This window comes from Streptomyces sp. NPDC001093 (genome assembly GCF_040298985.1).
Lineage (GTDB): Bacteria > Actinomycetota > Actinomycetes > Streptomycetales > Streptomycetaceae > Streptomyces.
Genome location: NZ_JBEPBF010000132.1, coordinates 1 through 16,935 on the forward strand (window position 1 = coordinate 1; position 16,935 = coordinate 16,935).

Here is a 16,935-nt window from a genome sequence, read left to right on the forward strand (position 1 = left end):
CGCCTGTCGAGTACGAAGCCAACTACTACACGGAACTCACGAAACCCCAGGTCACAACCACAATCTGAGATCTCTACCGAACCCGGGGCGGTTCAATGGGGCCGGCGATCGTGGTCAGGACGGCAAGAGCGACGGGACCGCCGTATGCCAGCTTCTTGGTCTCGGACTTGTTGAAATACGCGGTGCCCGTGATGATGCCCCACGTGAAGTGGGGGTCGGCGACCACAGGGAAAGCGGTGTTGCTCGTGGTCGCCACCGTCTGAACGAGCTGATCGCCTTCGAGCGTGTAATGAGTCGGTACGGGCTGGCCGTTGGCGTCCTTCGCCCAGGGCGCGGAGATGTGCCCGACCTCCTGGGCGGCGGTGCCGCCTGCCAGGGTGCGCAGCAGGAGGTAGCCGCCCGCTCCGTCTTCCACTGCTTTGGTGTCGGCCGGCAGGTTCAGGGTGAAGCGCTGCGTGGTCGGTGCCTGGGCATTCTTGAGCGTGATCAAAGTGGACGCGCCACCGTCCGTGGAGGGCTGGACCGCCAGGTCGGTCGCGGTGGCGGCATCCGGGTAGACGACGGTGCCCTCTCCGGTCTTAACCCCTCCACGTCACTGCGGCCGGGCAGGCCGAGTGACAGGCTGCCCGTGCCCGGTGCTGAGGCGGCAACCTGACCGCCGGCGTTCTCCGGGGTGGAGACGGTTACACCACCCGTCGAAGCTTGCGCCGGACTGGTGGCCGTGGCCGTGGACGCGGCGATGGTCTGCGTGCCAGTGGCCTGCTGCACAACAGCGGCAGCCTGCACGGCGGTATCACCGTCAGCGGCGAAGGCCGGGGCGCTGGTGACAGCAAGAGCAGCAGTCAGGGACGAAGCAAGAGCGGCAGAGATCGCTGTACGTATACGCATTACGCGCAAAAAGCAGCGACGACGCGCACCAAAACATGCAACTCCCCCACAAGCAGCCTGAAGCTCCTGTTCAGAGAGCTGTGAGCACGTACACGCAGCACTTGTTTCAGCTGCGCGGCGGCCTCGCTATTTGTGCATGCCTTGGATCTTGCGATGCAAGTGAAGGGACTGTGATGGAAGCCGATGGGCGCGTTATTTGAGGGTCGCTTGAGCTTTCACGCCTATGGCAGCCCCAATTCCTTCGGCTACTGGGCAGGGTGGTTCGTCCCTCGAATCAGACGGACTCAAACACGGCAGCTGTAGTTCTGGTGTTCGTGCAGGTCGGGCGTGTCAGGGGCGGGTCTGGGCATGCGTACGGCCACTGTGATCATGAACGTTTGTGAGCACGTACCAAGAGACGGTGGCCGTGGAGGCCACGATAGCCGGGCAGGCGTGGGCGAAGGCGTTCGGAGCGGCGATGGGCGTGATTGGAGGCTGTTTCGCGAGGCGTGAAGCACGCGAGACCGCCCGGGAGTTGACCGCCGGGCTGCTGCTGGAGGTGCACACGCGCAACTGTTGGACCCTCGCCGAGGCGCTCGGGCACCCCGGCCCGCATCGGTTGCAGCATCTGCTCTCTCGCGCCCGTTTCGATCACGACCAGGCGCGCGAGCAGGTCGCCCGGATGGTCATCGATCACCTTGCCGACGAGGACGTGGTGCTGGTGGTGGACGAGACCGGGGACGCCAAGTCCTCGACTGGCTGTGTGGGCGCGGGCCGGCAGTATTCCGGTGCCCTGCACGGTGTGGGTCTGTGCCAGGTCGCGGTGCATCTGGCCGTGGTCACATCGACCACACGGGTGATCATCGACCGGGCCTTGTACCTCCCGGCTGACTGGGTCGCCGATGATGAGCGACGCGAGGCGGCCGGCGTCCCCGACGAGATCACCTTCGCCACCAAGTCACAGCAGGCCGCACGGATGGTGGCCGATGCCCTCGACGCCGGGGTGCGCGCTCGCTGGTTCGCCGCCGATGAGGTCTACTGCGGCCGTGAACTACGCATGGAGATCCGCCGGTTAGGACTCGGCTATGCCGTCGGTGTCCCGGCCACCCACCCGGTCGTCGACGGCGCCGGACGGCGCTGGCAAGCCCGTCAACTGCTCAACAAGGTCCGCCCCGAGCAGTGGATGCGCCAGGCCACCGGCGACGGCGCCAAGGGCCGACGCCAGCTCGCGAAGGGCTACACCGGCCTCGACCAGGGCCAGGTCACCTGCTGGAACTCCTGGACGCGGTGGTCACTGTTCTCCCTGATCGCCGCCGCCGTTCTCACCATGACCCTGCATACCGAGACACCCGTCACCACCAGACGACCGACCCGTCTCGTCCCGCTGACCTGCCCCGAACTCGTACGCTTCCTACGGACCTTCGTTCTGCCGCCACCCACGCGTGATCGCGAGCACGCGCTCCGCTGGACCGCTTGGCGCTGACGGCATCAGGCCATCGCGCAAGCTTGCCACCAGCAACGACACCACCTTTACGACCAACCGTGATCGGAACCACAGCTGCCGTGACTGCCCCGCGCCGCGCGATTCGTGGCCAGATCGGCGAACGGGGTTACCGTTGCGCGTCGGCTTGTGCGCGGGCACGTTCGATGTCGGGGACGTGGCTCTCGGCCCATTCCCGGACGGCACGTAGGGGTGTCAGCAGTGACCGGCCGAGGTCGGTGAGGGCGTATTCGACATGTGGGGGATTTGCGGGAATCTCCGTGCGAGAGATCAGACCGTCGTACTCCATCGCCCGAAGCGTCTCGGTGAGCGCCTTCGGTGTGATCCCCCGGATGTGCGCCTTGAGCTCGGTGAATCGCATCGGCCTGTTGTCCAGCGCGTTGACGATGAACACCGTCCAGCGCGCCCCGATCCGGTGCAGAACGGTGCGACTGGGGCAGGTCGCGGCCATGATGTTGTAGGCCTTACCCATACACGACTCCCGGTAGCGTTGTGGATACCGGTATAAAATCTATACCGTCCGGGGTGTGTCTCTTCCCGATTGCACGGTCCGTCCCTCGATAGCTCGGCACGGACGTTTCGTCGCAGCGATCGTCATCGACTCGCTCGGCACCGGTGTCTTCGTCCCCGTTTCGATGCTGTATTTCCTGGCCACGACGTCGCTGACGCTGGTGCAGGTGGGCGCGGCACTGACGACGGCCGGGCTGCTGGCGCTCCCGGCGGGTCCTCTGGTCGGAGGACTGGTCGACCGGCACGGCGCCAAGCCGGTAGTGCAGGCGGCAAACCTGGCCCAGGCACTCGGCTTCGCCGGGTATCTCGTCGTGGGCCAGACATGGCAGATCGCCATCTGCGCCTGGTTGAACAGTGCCGGGCGGGCGGTGTTCTTCAGCTGCTACGGCGTGACCGTCACGGCGCTGGCCGCGCCCGGCCAACGCGAGCGCTGGTTCGGTCTTCTGGGGTCGGTACGCAACCTCGGCTACGCACTCGGCGGGCTCTTCTCCGCCGTCGCCGTCAGTATCGGTACTCACGGCGCCTACGCCACGATCGTGGTCGGCAACGCCTTGTCCTATGTCGCCGCCTTCGTTCTGATGCGGGCCGTGCCGAATGTCCGTCCCGAGGCGGGCCAGGACACTGCTGGAGGCTGGGGGCGCGTGCTCCGGGACCGGCGGTACCTGTTACTGGTCGCGCATCAACTGTGTTTCGCGATTTCCTTGTTCGCCCTCAACATCGCGATACCGGTCTACGCCGTGCACGTGCTGGGACTGCCTGGCTGGAATGCCGGCACGGTCTTCACGCTCAACACCCTGATGGTCGGCTTCGGCCAAGGCATCGTCGTCGGGTGGCTCAGCGGGCGGATCCGCAGCCGCGTCCTCGTCGCCGGACACGTCTCCTTTGCGGCCGGCTACCTCCTGTTCCTCGCCGCCGACCGCGTGGCTGCGCCCGCCCTCGCGGTCGGCGTCTTGTTGCTCGGTGCAATCAGCTACACCTTCGGTGAAATCCTCGGCGGCCCCATCACGTCGACTGTCGCCGCGGAGAGCGCCCCAGACGCTCTCCGCGGCCGGTACTTGGCCCTCAACCAGCTCGCCGTGACTGTCGCAGGAGCGGTCGCTCCGGCCGTGCTCTCCGGGTTGCTGTCCACCGGGGCAGCCTCGATCTGGCTGACCCTGGTGGGCGTCAGCGTCCTCGGAGCCACGCTCGCCACTACGATCGGCAAAGTGGTGCCAGCGGCGCAGAGCCGCATCGGAGATGTCTAACCGGCGGATCTCCGTGCGTAGTTCGCGGCCGCAGTAGACCTCTCACCCCCCCACCGCCGTCCCGAACGCCTTCGCCCACGCCTGCCCGGCTATCGTGGCCTCCACGGCCACCGTCTCTTGATACGTCCTCACAAACGTTCATGATCACGGTGGCCATGCCCATACCCATACCCATGCCCACACCCGCCCCTGACACGCCCGACCTGCACCAACACCAGAACTACAGCTGCCGTGTCAAAGGCCGCTTCCCGATCGGCATGCTGATCCGCCCCGACGCCAAAAGAAGTACACGCCCGCCCACCAGCTCCTCGCCAACCTCAACCTGCGCGCCAGGTGTTCGCGGGCTGGCTTTGTCCACGAGATTGAGCAGCAGTTGTTCAGCACTTCGGACAGCAATTGGTGGGCTCTCGATTCGAACAGCCAAGAGTCGCAGCGGGTGCTGCTCGGCATGAGCAGCAAGCCAGTGAAGCGGCGGAGCGGAGCCCTGGGCTCAGTTCGGGTTCACCGCGGAGGGGCCGAGCCTCTCGATGACCTCGCGCATCTCCTCCTCGTCGGCCTCGTAGACCGTCTCACCCATGCGCGGGTCACGGACATGCAGCGTGTGGATAAGGGGGCCGTGGGGTGTTCCGAGCTGCACGAGGGAGGCTGACGGGCCGTGGACAGCGCGCTCGGTGCCGGGCCGAGCCGTCAGATCGATGCGGCTGACGACGCCGGGCGTCACCCAGACGGTTGCTTGTTCCAGGTGCCCCAGAATCTGCAGGTGGAAGTGTCCGCTCAAGATGAGTTGGACGTTGGTTCCACGGATGGTCTCGGCCAGCTCTGCATTGTTCTGCAAGCCCAGCGCCCGCTGGACGTCGACGTCCAGGGCGACTGGCGGGTGGTGGAAGGCCAGGACGGTGCCCAACGGTGCCGGGCTGCTGAGTAGTTCGCGGAGCCAGTCGAGTTGACCACGGTCCAGTCGACCGTAACCCTTGCCCGGAACGAGCGTGTCCAGCGTGATCAGCCGCCATCCGTCGATGGTGCTTGCCCCTGCTCGCTCACCCGCCGCTCCCTCGTACACTGCCTCGGGCTGGACATGGCCGCTGCCGAGCACGTCTGCGAATGCGGTGCGGTCGTCGTGGTTGCCCGTCGTGTAGAAGACGTCCGCCCCTCGTTGGCCGGCGTACCTGGACAGGAGCCCCTGCGCCCGCGCATATGCCTCGAGAGAACCGTCGTCCGCGACATCGCCCGTGACCACTACTGCGTCGAGGTCGCGCAGGTGGTCCAGTTCGGCAAGCAGGCAGCGAAGTGCGGCAGTGCCATCGGCCCCGTCGGCGTCGGGACCGCCAGAGCGGTCGAGATGAGTGTCAGAGAGATGCAAGATCCGCATCATCTGAAACTAGCTTTCGGCGCCCGCGCCGAGCCACGGCTTTTCTGGTCATGCGGTCGGCACCCACTGGCCGTTCCCGACTGTCCCTGATCACGAAATCGAACGGGGCCAGGGACCGGTGCCGTCCGAAGTGCTGAACAATTGCTGCCCCATCTCGTGTACAGAATCAGCGGGCCGCAGCCGTTCAAGCGGGCAAGCTCAGAGGGTGTCCGGATGGTGGGTTAGGGCCCGGCCGTGGGTGTACACCTCAGCGTTCTCCTCCAGCCGAGCAGCGCTGGGTGAGAGCGAGTGCCGAGTCGTACTCGTGTCGCAGGTCCTGAAGCGTGACGTGCGGGGAGCGCAGCGCCTCGATCTCGAGCGCGGTCAGCGGCGCGGCCTCGGTAAAAGCAGGGAAGTCCATCGCCCCATCCAAGCTCAACTCAACTCAGTGCGAAGAGGATTCGGGCCGGATCGTGCATGCCCCTGTCCCCCCCCCCGGCGGCCGTCCTGCGGCCGCATGTCGGCATGAGCGGCACTCGAGAACAGGCGCGTGCGACTGAGGGATTCACTTCGAGCCGGAGTGGGTGCATGATTCAGCCACTCCCCACGTAACAAAGCACACACAGGGGGCGATGAGGCTGAAACAGCATTTCATGTCCCGGGCCGCCGTGATCCGCGCCAGTTATGACACAACGCTTGCATCTCTCGAAAATTCACATCAGGGACAAATTCTTGCCCCAGTAGACGCCTCGATCATCGAGACAGTCGCCGGAAAGCCGCGCCGCGAGCTGCCCGGCACGCAATTGTGGGTGATGGCGCGACTCGCGTCACAGTCCGCCGAGGAACTTCATCTGCAGCAGTGGCAACCGTGCAGCGGTCAACGTCCCACCTGGGCAGCGTGACCAGCCGGTGAATCAGCGGTCGATGTGCACGGTCACGTACATGTCCCCCGGAGCCCCGCCATGCCTGCCGGGCCTCCGAGTTCGGACAGCTGCGTGCCCGAACTGCTGGGCACCCGGCCGTGACGGACTGTGCCGGATCACCGGCTGGCTGTCAGGACTGCCGCACAGGTCGGAGCCTCCTGCGAGGTCACGGTTGCTATGTGCTCCAGGCAGAGGCTGACCGCCGTGGTCAGGTAGGCCCAGTAGTTGACCGTGGCGGAGGGACCGCGGCTGGTGCCGAAGCCGTAGCTCATGAGCTTGAGGGCCTGGACGTGCCCCTGGTCTCCCGGTGGCAGCGCCGACAGGGAGGCGAAGAGTTCGTGGACGGGCCTGGCGACCACCGCCTCAAGGATCTCGGCCGTCGTGATCTGCTCCCAGTCGGACTCGGCCGTCGAGATCGGCTGATCCAGGACGAGCGAGAACAGAGCGAGTGTCACCAGCAAGCGCACCTTGGCGTCGGTGCCGTCCGGATCGGCCTGCCACTTGAGCTAGAGCCGTGCGATCTCACTTCTGAAGGCAGCGTCCTGCATGCACAGCTCCTGCACCCGCGTATTCACCGCAGTGCAAAAGCTCCAGGCCCTCTCCCGGCGCTCCTCAGTCACGTTTCGCCCCCTTGAGCAACGGCGGAGCTCTGCAGCCGTGTACGGAGGTGGGCTGCAGAGCCCCGGATCCGGCAACGTAGTCAGCGGGTCCTCATCAGACGCACTTGACGTTCAGCAGGGAACTGTCCACGTGGCCGGCGGTCGGCTTGCCGTTGTAGTAGATGGTCCCGTACGTCCGCGTCATGTAGGTCCAGTTCACGGAACTGGGCTCGCAGTCCTTCAACACCGCCGTGCTGGTGCGGTTCGGGGGCGGGCAGGAGTAGTTCACCGATCGCTCCCCACACACGTGGGTCGGACACTTCGTGACCAGCAGTGTTAGAACTGCTTTGCCGTCTCGTGTCCGATGTCGTTGAGGGTGGAGAGCGTCAGCGGATCGCTCCGCTGAGGTGGCGCCGGCCTGGGTGGGCTGGTGTCTTCCCGTTTCATCGCCGCCTGCCGTCCGGCCCGAGGGCCGGGTGGTCTTACGGGGGCTCCGCGGGCGTTTTGTGTCTCCCCTCTACCAGGGGCGACAGGCCGGTCGGCGGGGATGGCGTGGGCCGCGATGTTGCGTGCGGCGTTGAGGTCCCGGTCGATCGTGAGGGTGCAGTTGGTGCAGTGGAACGTCCTGTCCGTTGAGCGTGAGGCGTGTGTTTTGCCACCCGCAGGCGGAGCAGGTCTTGCTGGATGGGAACCAGCGGTCCAGGACCGCAAGGGTGGAGCCGTACCAGCAGGTCTTGTAGGTGAGCTGGCGGCGCTGCTCGCCGGGCGCGGTATCGAGGATGGCCCGGTTCAGGCCGGCTTTCTGACGGACGCGTTGGCCGGGCTTGTGGAGGGTGCCGCGGGCGGTGCGGGTCATCCCGGCGACGTTGAGGTCCTCGATGGCGACTTCGGCGAAGCGGGTGGCGAGCTGCTTGCTCAGCGCGTGCAGGACGGTGCTGCGCCGCACGGCGACCTCGTGGTGCAGTAAGAAGATCGTGCTCACCCTGCCATGACCCGACCGGGCACCACCCGATCGTGGTCGGCGGAGGTGAACGACCAGGACCTCGCGTCAACCTTTCTCTACTGCGTCCGGATCGCACTCACCAAGCCCGCGACTAGCCTCGCTCGCTCGGCCATGGTGTCGACCAGAAGGTATTCGTGGTCCGCGTGGGCACCGCCTCCGACAGCCCCGAGGCCGTCGAGCGTCGGCACGCCCAGGGCAGCCGTGAGGTTGCCATCACTTCCACCACCGACTGCCCTGCCCTCGATGCCGGGCTGCAGGCTCCGCGCAAGGGCCATGAGCTGCATCGACGCCGACTCGGGCATGGGCGGTCGACCGACACCTCCCTGTACGGAGACGACGGCTCCGTCGACATGGGGGGCCAGGGCGGCGAACGCCGACTCGACACGCTCCTTCTCCTCGGGCGACTCAACGCGGACGTCCACGAACACGGTCGCCCCAGCGGGAACGACGTTGTCCTGGGTGCCGGCGGAAGCTACGGTCGGCGTGACGGTTGTACCGATCTCGGGCCGCGAGAGTGCCGCGATGTCCAGTACCTGATGTGCCAGTTCGACCAGGGCGTTCACACCAGCGGCGGGTTCCAGGCCCGCGTGCGAGGCCCGCCCGGTGATGGAGACCTCGAAGGTGCCGCAGCCCTTTCGGCCCGTCTTCAGGGCCCCTCCGTCGGCCGCTCCCTCGAACACCAGCACGGCACCGCAGGCGAGAGCACGCTCCTCGATCAGGGCCCGCGAGGCCCGGGAGCCGACCTCCTCGTCGGCGGTCACCAGGATCTCCACGCCCGACAGATCGTCGAGCAGCGCCAGTCCGTGGATGGCCTGCACCAGACCACCCAGCATGTCGAACACACCCGGGCCGGTCACCCGGCCCTCCTCGACCTTGAAGGGGCGGCGCTCCAGGGTGCCGAGCGGGAACACGGTGTCGTGGTGGCCGAGGATCAGCACCTTCGGTTCCCCGCCGCCCGACCAGTGCACATGAGGCCCGGCCTCGCTCGGGACGAGCACGGCCCTGCCCCCCAAGCGGTTCTCGATGACACCGGCGACCGCTCGGGCCGACGCGTCCAGCGCATCGAGGTGGCGGGAGGGGGACTCTGTCTTGACGAGTGTCCTGAGGTCGTCGAGCATCGCATCGACACTGGTGGCGACGGTCGTGTGCGTGATCATGGAATAAGCCTAGTTGCCTCTCCCGGGCACCGGTGCTCGATGCCGGACAGATGGCGGCTGCGGTAGGGGGCGAGGTCCATGTCCTTGGCCCGGGGCAGAACGGTCAGCCGGAGGCGTCCAAGTCCTTCCTGTGCGGCGCTCACCCTCAGGCGCACGGGTGCGCGAGGCCCGGCGCACCACGGCTACCGCAGCCGCGCCGCCGACAGGAAGCGGTCTGCTTCCGCGGAGGCGGTGCCGCCGACACGGGTCCGTGCGCCGCATTTCGAGGACACCGGTTGCGACTTCATGAGGTGGAGGAGGGTGCGGAGGTCGATGACCCGGTAGCCGCGGGCGGTGATCGCGTCGAGGATCCGCGGGAGGGCCTGGGCGTCGATCACCTCGGTGTGGCCCTCAAATGCCCCGACGTGCATTTGCAGGATCGCCCCTGGGCGAAGGGCCTCCAGCGCCCTGCGCACGGCGCGGTCCACGGTCATGCCGCCCTCGGTGCCCTTCCACCCGTTGGTGTCGGTGGTGAATTCGATGTCCGCGAATCCCAGCCCGTTGACCTCCCTGATCTGTGCGGGGCTGGTCTCGCTGTAGGGGAACCGGAAGAACGGGGTCAGAGCCCTTGCTGCCCCGGCCGCGCGCAGGGCCCGGTCCGCTGCCCGGATTTCGCGGCGTCTTCCGGCCTTGGTCAGGTCCTTGAAGTAGGGGTGGCTGTAGGAATGGTTGCCCAGGCCATGTCCCGCAGCCGCGATCCTCCTCACCGCCTCGGGATATCGGTGGGCGAAGTCGCCGGTCAGGAAGAACGTGGCAGGCACGTGCCGGCGGGCGAGCTCACCGAGGACAAGGTTCAGGCCGGCGTCGTTCCAGGCCGCGTTGAACGTCACCGCGACCACGCGCTCGCGCGTGCGGATCACACGGTTCTCCGATCCGAACAGCGCTCGCAGGCTCTCCTCGTCCGCAGCAACTGCGGGGCGCGGTGCGGCAGCCCCGGCGATCGCGGCCGGGGGCCTGGGTGCCACCACCCACAGGGCGGCGAACAGCCCGATGGCCACCCGGAGCAGGCGGCGGCCCACGAGAGGGTGTGCGGCAAAGACAGAACGCGTGTCCATGCCACCGCCATCGGCCGACGGAAGCCTGCCCTTGAGGGGGTGGCCGGCAGCGGTGCCGGGAGGACAGGGGGAGTGCGGGGGCCTTCAGCCAGGGAGGGGCGCGTCGGGCGGGAGCGCTGCCAGCATGCACTCCCACGACACCCCAGCGGTTACAGGCCCGCCACTTCACCGCCGAACTCGGAGCCCGCGTCCCCCACGCGAAGCCGAGCAACCGGCACGGCCTGCCCGAACGAGTCTCGTACGGCTCGGCTGCTTTCACTGTGGTTCCCCGCTGTTCCCAGCTCGATCTGGTGCGGTGGTGGTGCAGAGCGGTGGCGCCCGGGAGGCGATCAGCCGGGCACGTTCCATTCACCGAGGCGGATCTTCACGGGGTACCGCCGAGGTGAGCCCAAAAGGGGCCACGGGATGATCTTGCCGCGGGTGACCTGCCGGGAGCACGGGACGACCGTCGCCGCGGTGCCCTGGGCCCGTCTCGGCGCCGGGCATACCCACGCCTTCGACCAGCAGGCGGCTTGGATGGCTGCCGAGTGCTCCAAAAGCGCGGCCGCGCAGTTGATGCGCACGTCCTGGCGGACCATCGGCGGGATCGTCGAGCGGTACGTCGCCGACCGCGACCGGTTGGTCGACCGCCTGTCGGGGCTGCGGCGGATCGGCATCGACGAGATCAGCCACCGCCGCGGGCAGAGGTACATGACGATCGTCGTGGACCACGACACCGCGAGGGTGGTGTGGATGGCCGACGGGCACGGCAAGGACGTCCTGCACCGGTTCTTCGACCAACTCGGCGCCGACCGCACCGCCCGCTTGACGCACATCAGCGCCGACGGCGCCGACTGGATCGCCCAGGTCCTGGCCGACCAGGCCGCCTCGGCGGTGCGCGTGATGGACCCGTTCCACGTGGTCGCGTGGGCCACCGACGCCCTGGATGTCGAACGCCGTGCCTCGTGGAACCGCGCCCGCCACCAGGCCACCGATCCCGACACCGCCCGGACGCTGAAAGACTCCCGCTTCGCGCTGTGGAAGAACGAGGCAGACCTCACCGATCGGCAGGCCGCGAAACTCACCTACCGCGAGCCCGGCCACGACGACCAGGACGCGGAGACCGAGGGGTGGCCGACCTCGCTCGCAGCCTTCCCCCTCGGGCAGTGGAGCGCCGACGCACGCCGCTTCTACGCCGCATGGACGAGGACCGCATCGCGCAGCTGGAGAAGCTGGGCATGGTGTGGTCGCACTTCGACGTCGCCTGGGAAGAGGGCCTGGCCGCCGCACGTGGGTGGGCCGAGGCGAACGGGCACCTGCTCGCGCCGCTGGACGCCACCCACCGGGGCTACGCGGTGGGCATCTGGCTGAAGAACCAGCGGGCCGCCGCTCGCAAGGCTGCCGAGATCGAGCAGCGGCACGCCGAGGGCCTGCCGGTTCAGTCGGCGGCCGGAGCGCTGTCGGACGAGCGGCGCGATCAGCTCGAGGACATCGACCCCTCGTGGTGCCCGGCCTGGCCAGTGGAATGGCAACGCGCCTTCCACCTCGTCCGGCTCCACCTGGAGACCGGCGGCGCACTGCCGACCGAGCCCAGCGACGTCGTGCACCAAGGCGAGGACCTGGCCTCGCGCTTTCACGAGGTGGCCTGTCCGAGAGTTGATCAAAAACACGGAAGGTGCCTCTGACCTGCAACGATAGGACTTGCTGGGGCCCTGTTGACTCCGAGGAAAGAAGCACTTCCCAGGTGAAGAAGCGTATCGGGTCCTATCCCCGTATCCGTGTCGAGGGCGGCTCACTTCTCGCACTGCTTACGCATACGCAGCGTCAGTCAGGTCACGGCGACGATGGTCGCGCCGGAAATTTCGTCTGGTTCATGTCGCCGATCGTCCGCCATAACCGCTGCGCCCGCCCGCGGTGTTGGTGCGCCAGGTGGTGGACGCCGGCGGCTGCATCCAGGTCACCGATCAGTTGCCAGCACGTGGCCTCGTCCTGACGGTCGCCGTGCCGGTGGAACAGGCCCGCCGCACGCTCCAACGCCGGGCTCGCCCGGTCCCGGTCGTGCTGACCGGCGTACACGCGGCCGACTTCCAGCAGCGTGTACGCGGCGCACCGCTCGTCGGCCAGTTCCTCGAAGGTGGCCAGCGCCTGCCACAGGCAGCGCAGCGCCTCGTCCGGATCACCGCGCCGATCGTGCAGCCGGCTGAACCGTCGCAGCACCACGGCCACGCGATGCCCGTCGCCCACCGCCCTGGCGTGACTCAAGGCCCCGTCGAACCAGAACTCCGCCTCGTCGAGCTTGCCCTGCATGAGCTTCATCACGGCCATGGAGCAGGACAGCTGCGCTTCGATGTGCCGGTCGCCCTCACCGACCGCGATGGTCAGCGCCTGCTCGACACGTTCGAGGGCTTCGTCGTCACGGTCCTGCACCCGGCTGACCGTACCCAGCATCGCCAGCGACAACGCCTCGCCGCGCTTGTCCCCACCGTCCCGGCACAGCCCGAGGGAGGACTCCAGGGCCCGGGTGGCCCGATCGAACTCGTCTTGGTAGATGTGCAGCTGGCCAAGACCGCGTAGCAGCACCGATGCGCCGCGCACGTTGCCGGCAGCCTCGGCCGCGTCCAGCGCGAGCCGGTGCCCGTGCTGCCAGTCCTGATAGAGACACCGGTGGTCGTAGTAGGTCGCTGCGCCGGCCGCCAGCTCCCAGGCCAATTCGTCCAGGCCCCAGTCCACGGCCAGTTTCACCGCGCCGAGCAGGTTGTCGCGTTCCGCGTCGAACCAGCCAACCGGGTCGGCCATCAGCCGGTCCACGACCGCATCAGGCAGCGATCGGCGCGGTGCCGCACCGGGCGGGGCTGCCAGCAGCCCCGCCGCCGGCAGCCGATCGGTGCCGCACCCGATCAGGCCGAGCCAAACGGACAGCACTCGGATGATCGCGTCCCTCTTGTCCGCCGTGGGCAGCGGGGCGGCGATCTCCACGGCACAGGTCCTGATCAGGTCGTGCAGCCGGTAGCGCGGCTGGCCGATGGCGTCGGTGGCGGTCAGCCGCACCAGGCTGGCGTCGACGAGGGTGTCCAGCACCTCCTCGGCGTCCGAGCGGTCCAGCAGCGGGCCGACCACCCAGCCGGGCAGGGTGTAGGCGCCGAGCAGACCCAGCAGGCTCAGCGCGCGCACCGCGTCGGCGGGCAGCAGCCGTAAGCTCAGTTCGACGCTGGCTCGCACGCTGAGGTCCCCGATCCTCAGCTCGGCCAGCCTCCGGGACTCATCCTCGATCCGTTCCCGCAGCACCCGCAGCGACCAAGCCGGACGGCCCGTGAGCTTGCCGCTGGCGATCCGGATCGCCAGCGGCAGATTGCCACAGCAGTCGAGGATTGCGTCGGCCTCCTCCGGTTCCCGCTCGACCCGCCACCGCCCGACGATTCCCGTGAACAACTCCCGCGCCTCTGCCGGGCTCAGCACGTCCAGGTCGATGTGCAGAGCGCCGGGAAGCTGCGTCAACAGAGTGCGGCTGGTGATCAACACGGCACAGCCGTTGGCGGCCGGCAGCAAGGGCAGCGCCTGATCGGCGTGACCGGCATCGTCCAGCACCACCAGCATGCGACGGTCCGCCAGCAACGACCGGTAGAGCGCAGCCCGCTCGGCCAGGCCCTTCGGGATCGCACTGCCGGCGATCGAGAGCGCGCGCAGTGCCTCGGCCAGCATCAGCCCCGGGTCCCGCGGCTGATCGGACGTCGCCGCGAGGTTGAGGTAGAGCTGGCCGTCGGGGAAGGCGCCGCTCGCCAGCCGCGCAGCGTGCGTCACCAGGCAGGACTTGCCGACACCGGGACCGCCCACGATGACGGCCACCCGGGCCCGGTTCGGCGCCGGCCCGTCGAGCAGACCGGCGATCTCGGCCAGTGCCTCGGCCCGGCCCACGAAGTCCGGCACGTCAAGGGGTAGTTGACGCACCGGCATCGCCATGGCCGGCCCGGCGGCCGCCGCGTCAGGGCCCTGCGGTGGTATGTCCAAGGGCCTGCTGGCTGGGACCGGGGCCGTCAAGGTGGGATCCGCGGTCAGTATGCGTTGGTGCAGCGCCTGGAGCGGCGGGGTGGGGTCGACGCCCAGTTCGTCGGCCAGTGTCCGGCGCAGCCGCTCGTACACTTGCAGCGCCTCGCCTTGTCGCCGACACCGATAGAGAGCGACTATCAGGTGTTCGGCGACATGCTCGTCGTAGGGGTGCTCTCGGAGCAGAGCGGTCAGCTCGTCAATGACCTCTCGATGACGCCCCAGACCGAGTTCGATGGCCAGGCACTGTTTGAGTGTGTCCGCGCGTTTCTCGTTCAGCCGTGCCGCATCGATCTCCAGGGCCCGGCTGGAGATGTCGCTCAGGGCATGCCCGCGCCAGCAGGCCAGCGCCCGCCGAAGTGCTACAGCCGTCTCGGACGGGTCCGTGTGCCGTTCGGCGAGGCGCCGCTCGTGGTCGAACTCCAGCAGGTCGAGCTGATTCGGGGACAGGTGGATCTCGTAGCCGCCGCGCCGCGTACTGATCAAGGGGCCTGGTGCTCCGCACGCGGCGAGGTTGCGGCGCAGCCCGGAGACAGCGTCCTGGACCTGACGGACCGCAGTGGCTGGCGCCTTCCCGTCCCACATCACGGCCAAGAACCGTTCCATGGCGACGATGTTGTTGGCGTCGATCAGAAGCGCGGCCAGCATCTTGGCCTGCCGCGGTCCGTCTAATCGGACCTCTCGTCCGGTGATCTGGGCATGTAACGGCCCCAGTACGCCGAATCTCATCTTCCCCCCAGGTACTTCGTGATCAGCGTTGGTCCCCTCGCTGACCTGGCACTAGGACGAATCTAGGACGGCCGACGGACGCGTGTCCATATCGTCGCCGTAGCGGGGCTCGCCGAAGACCAGTAGGCGGGCAATGCGTGCGGAGCGTGCCTTCGGAGTCCGCGCTTGAGGCGACCAGGGGAGGTAGCCAGTCCCAAGTGATGAGCAGATCAAGCGAACGGGAGTGATCGCTGCGTATCTGCGTGGATCCAGGTGTCTCGATACCGCCTGCCTCAAGCCGAGCCCGCGTACGCACGGTTACCGGTCACTACGGCGCGGTCTACAAAACAGACACCAGATTCGCGTCGGCCTCTATTCCTCTCCAACCCTTTACTGAAAGGATTTCAGATGAAACCCGTCACAGCTCCCAAGGTAAGTTCGACCCCCGCCAGCTCGTTCGCAAGCCCGCCTGGATGGCAAAGGTTCAAGAAGAAGCTCTCCATGGCGCTTGCGGCCGCGGCTCTGGTCACCGGAGCAGGGCTGCTGGGCGCGGCGCCGGCGCAGGCTGCGTCTTGCGGCTCCGACCGGGTAATGGCCAGCATCCCGACGACCCTGAAGACCACCACGGGCGGCACGCTTGGCGTGCTGTACCTCGGTTACATCCCCAGCTGTCGCATGATGTACGCCGAAGTGCACTGGAGTGATGATTCCATCACCAACTCCGGCCCCGGCTCCATCTGGATCGAGGACGCCAATCACAAGCAGCCTGGCAAGAAGTATTACAGCAGCCCCTACCAGCAAATCAGCGGAGACTTCTGGACCTCCGACTTGGTTCCGATCGACGGCCCCGGCTACAGCTACTCGATGCCACACGTGTATCTGTCCTGGGCACATGGCGTGTTGCATTTTCCGCCATTCGTGTACCCCAAGTGCCTGACCAACCACGATTTCCACGGCAACTATCACAACTTCGGCAGTGGGTACAGCGACAGCAGTCACCCGTCTGAGCGCTGCTGAGCTGGTCGGCCAGCACCTCGGCCGGGTTGGTTCGCACCCGGGCAGTCCGAGAGCCTCTCCGACGTAGCCACGCCCGCAGGTGCCGGGGATGGCGGCCCCTGGTCCAGGGCGCGGTGTGCAGGGCCGCCGGGGCCTGCCGTCCTGTCAACGCAAGGCACTACGACGGTAGAGCCGATTGCCTGCCTGCGTCCGCTCGACGTGTCGTCTGGCTGAACGAGGCACTGTCTACCTCGCTCCAAACGGCCGACGAAGGGTTGTCTCTATTACCCGTCGTCGACCACCGGCATCCGCCGTCCGGTCGTGGGACATCGCCGGCGGTACGAGTCGGCCCCGCCTGCCGTCCTACGGGGAAAGGGCGGCAGCCGGGGCCGACGGTGTGCACCCTAGCGGCTGACCAACCCACGGCACGCAGGCCCGGCCGCTCAGTCTCGCGCCACTGTCATCACAGGATCCGCAGCAGCCGGTCGCGCTCGCATGCTGCCTGCTCCGCCTCGCACCTGCGCGCATACTCCGCCGACAACTCCTCATCCGCCGCATCGAGGCGGAAGAGGCAGGACCAGCGGTCACGGTCGTAACCGTCCGCGTCCCCCCACCGGTCGGCAATGCTCTGGAGCCGGATCCAATGCCGCATCCGGGCCAGGAGAAGCTCGGGTGTGCCATCGTCGTACCGGAAGGACGCGCGCACCGGTTCGACCAGCCTCCGCAGGGCGGTCTTCAGAGCCCCCCCCGCACGCCACTCGTCACTGTCGTACGGGTGTGCGCCCTGCATTGCGTTGAGTCGGTCCTTGATGAAGCGGTCCCACTCGTCGAGGTCTGCCTCGGTGAGGCCAGCGGCGTGAGTCAGCTTGACGTCGGGTGCCAGCTCGGTGGCGGTGGTCATCAATCCCTCTCTCAGAAGCCGAACTGGCCCGCCGTCGTGTCCGGTTTGTCGCATCGGATAGGTG

Annotated in this window: 16 protein-coding genes and 2 pseudogenes; 6 read left to right on the forward strand and 12 right to left on the reverse strand. The window is 67.6% G+C overall.

The genetic code is table 11. The annotated features are described in order from the left end of the window. Positions 1-73 precede the first annotated feature (73 nt). Entirely contained in the window at positions 74-490 is a 417-nt protein-coding gene (locus ABT288_RS40645) for a hypothetical protein (RefSeq protein ID WP_351619244.1), read from the reverse strand. A gap of 777 nt (positions 491-1,267) precedes the next feature. Between ABT288_RS40645 and ABT288_RS40650 the strand changes: the two are divergent. Next, positions 1,268-2,413 (forward strand): annotated as a pseudogene (locus ABT288_RS40650) (IS701 family transposase). 64 nt (positions 2,414-2,477) lie between these two features. Here ABT288_RS40650 and ABT288_RS40655 read toward each other — a convergent pair. Further along, entirely contained in the window at positions 2,478-2,840 is a 363-nt protein-coding gene (locus tag ABT288_RS40655; protein WP_014670894.1) for a winged helix-turn-helix transcriptional regulator, read from the reverse strand. A gap of 55 nt (positions 2,841-2,895) precedes the next feature. On the opposite strand from ABT288_RS40655, the gene ABT288_RS40660 reads away from it, so the two are divergent. After that, the gene (locus ABT288_RS40660; protein ID WP_351619250.1) at positions 2,896-4,122 is read left to right on the forward strand and encodes an MFS transporter; all 1,227 of its coding nucleotides are present in this window, start codon (positions 2,896-2,898) and stop codon (positions 4,120-4,122) included. A 490-nt stretch (positions 4,123-4,612) separates the two neighbouring features. Here the strand turns inward: ABT288_RS40660 and ABT288_RS40665 are convergent, their stop codons facing one another. Continuing rightward, entirely contained in the window at positions 4,613-5,494 is an 882-nt protein-coding gene (locus ABT288_RS40665) for a metallophosphoesterase family protein (protein ID WP_351619253.1), read from the reverse strand. Between the two features lie 244 nt (positions 5,495-5,738). After that, entirely contained in the window at positions 5,739-5,891 is a 153-nt protein-coding gene (locus tag ABT288_RS40670; RefSeq protein WP_351619255.1) for a hypothetical protein, read from the reverse strand. A 211-nt stretch (positions 5,892-6,102) separates the two neighbouring features. Here ABT288_RS40670 and ABT288_RS40675 point away from each other — a divergent pair, with 211 nt between their 5' ends. Next, positions 6,103-6,372, forward strand: coding sequence for a hypothetical protein (locus ABT288_RS40675; protein WP_351619258.1), 270 nt, complete (start codon positions 6,103-6,105; stop codon positions 6,370-6,372). Positions 6,373-6,509: 137 nt separating this feature from the next. On the opposite strand, the gene ABT288_RS40680 is transcribed toward ABT288_RS40675, so the two are convergent. From ABT288_RS40680 to ABT288_RS40705, 6 genes and pseudogenes are all read right to left on the reverse strand, one after another. Then, the gene (locus ABT288_RS40680) at positions 6,510-6,848 is read right to left on the reverse strand and encodes a hypothetical protein (protein WP_351619261.1); all 339 of its coding nucleotides are present in this window, start codon (positions 6,846-6,848) and stop codon (positions 6,510-6,512) included. A 259-nt stretch (positions 6,849-7,107) separates the two neighbouring features. Next, positions 7,108-7,281 (reverse strand): hypothetical protein, encoded by a 174-nt coding sequence (locus ABT288_RS40685; RefSeq protein ID WP_351619263.1) that lies wholly within the window; start codon positions 7,279-7,281, stop codon positions 7,108-7,110. 47 nt (positions 7,282-7,328) lie between these two features. Continuing rightward, positions 7,329-7,703, reverse strand: a complete 375-nt coding sequence (locus tag ABT288_RS40690; RefSeq protein ID WP_351619266.1) for a zinc ribbon domain-containing protein — start codon at positions 7,701-7,703, stop codon at positions 7,329-7,331. Next, a pseudogene (locus ABT288_RS40695) lies at positions 7,690-7,848 on the reverse strand (RNA-guided endonuclease InsQ/TnpB family protein); the annotation flags it as partial. The pseudogene ABT288_RS40695 and the gene ABT288_RS40690, both read right to left, overlap by 14 nt. 203 nt (positions 7,849-8,051) lie before the next feature. Beyond that, the gene (locus ABT288_RS40700) at positions 8,052-9,152 is read right to left on the reverse strand and encodes a M20 family metallopeptidase (RefSeq protein WP_351619269.1); all 1,101 of its coding nucleotides are present in this window, start codon (positions 9,150-9,152) and stop codon (positions 8,052-8,054) included. 182 nt (positions 9,153-9,334) lie between these two features. Continuing rightward, the gene (locus tag ABT288_RS40705; protein WP_351619271.1) at positions 9,335-10,246 is read right to left on the reverse strand and encodes a polysaccharide deacetylase family protein; all 912 of its coding nucleotides are present in this window, start codon (positions 10,244-10,246) and stop codon (positions 9,335-9,337) included. Between the two features lie 405 nt (positions 10,247-10,651). Here ABT288_RS40705 and ABT288_RS40710 point away from each other — a divergent pair, with 405 nt between their 5' ends. After that, positions 10,652-11,596, forward strand: a complete 945-nt coding sequence (locus ABT288_RS40710; RefSeq protein WP_502972957.1) for an ISL3 family transposase — start codon at positions 10,652-10,654, stop codon at positions 11,594-11,596. Next, complete coding sequence (locus ABT288_RS50390) at positions 11,542-11,910, forward strand: helicase associated domain-containing protein (protein WP_502972958.1); 369 nt, start codon at positions 11,542-11,544, stop codon at positions 11,908-11,910. The genes ABT288_RS40710 and ABT288_RS50390 overlap by 55 nt, the downstream gene beginning before the upstream one ends. 148 nt (positions 11,911-12,058) lie before the next feature. On the opposite strand, the gene ABT288_RS40720 is transcribed toward ABT288_RS50390, so the two are convergent. Continuing rightward, positions 12,059-14,914 (reverse strand): AfsR/SARP family transcriptional regulator, encoded by a 2,856-nt coding sequence (locus ABT288_RS40720; RefSeq protein ID WP_351619274.1) that lies wholly within the window; start codon positions 14,912-14,914, stop codon positions 12,059-12,061. A 561-nt stretch (positions 14,915-15,475) separates the two neighbouring features. Between ABT288_RS40720 and ABT288_RS40725 the strand changes: the two genes are divergently transcribed. Continuing rightward, positions 15,476-15,991, forward strand: coding sequence for a hypothetical protein (locus tag ABT288_RS40725; RefSeq protein ID WP_351619276.1), 516 nt, complete (start codon positions 15,476-15,478; stop codon positions 15,989-15,991). Positions 15,992-16,433: 442 nt separating this feature from the next. Here the strand turns inward: ABT288_RS40725 and ABT288_RS40730 are convergent, their stop codons facing one another. Beyond that, positions 16,434-16,871, reverse strand: coding sequence for a hypothetical protein (locus ABT288_RS40730; protein WP_351619279.1), 438 nt, complete (start codon positions 16,869-16,871; stop codon positions 16,434-16,436). Between the last annotated feature and the right edge of the window lie 64 nt (positions 16,872-16,935).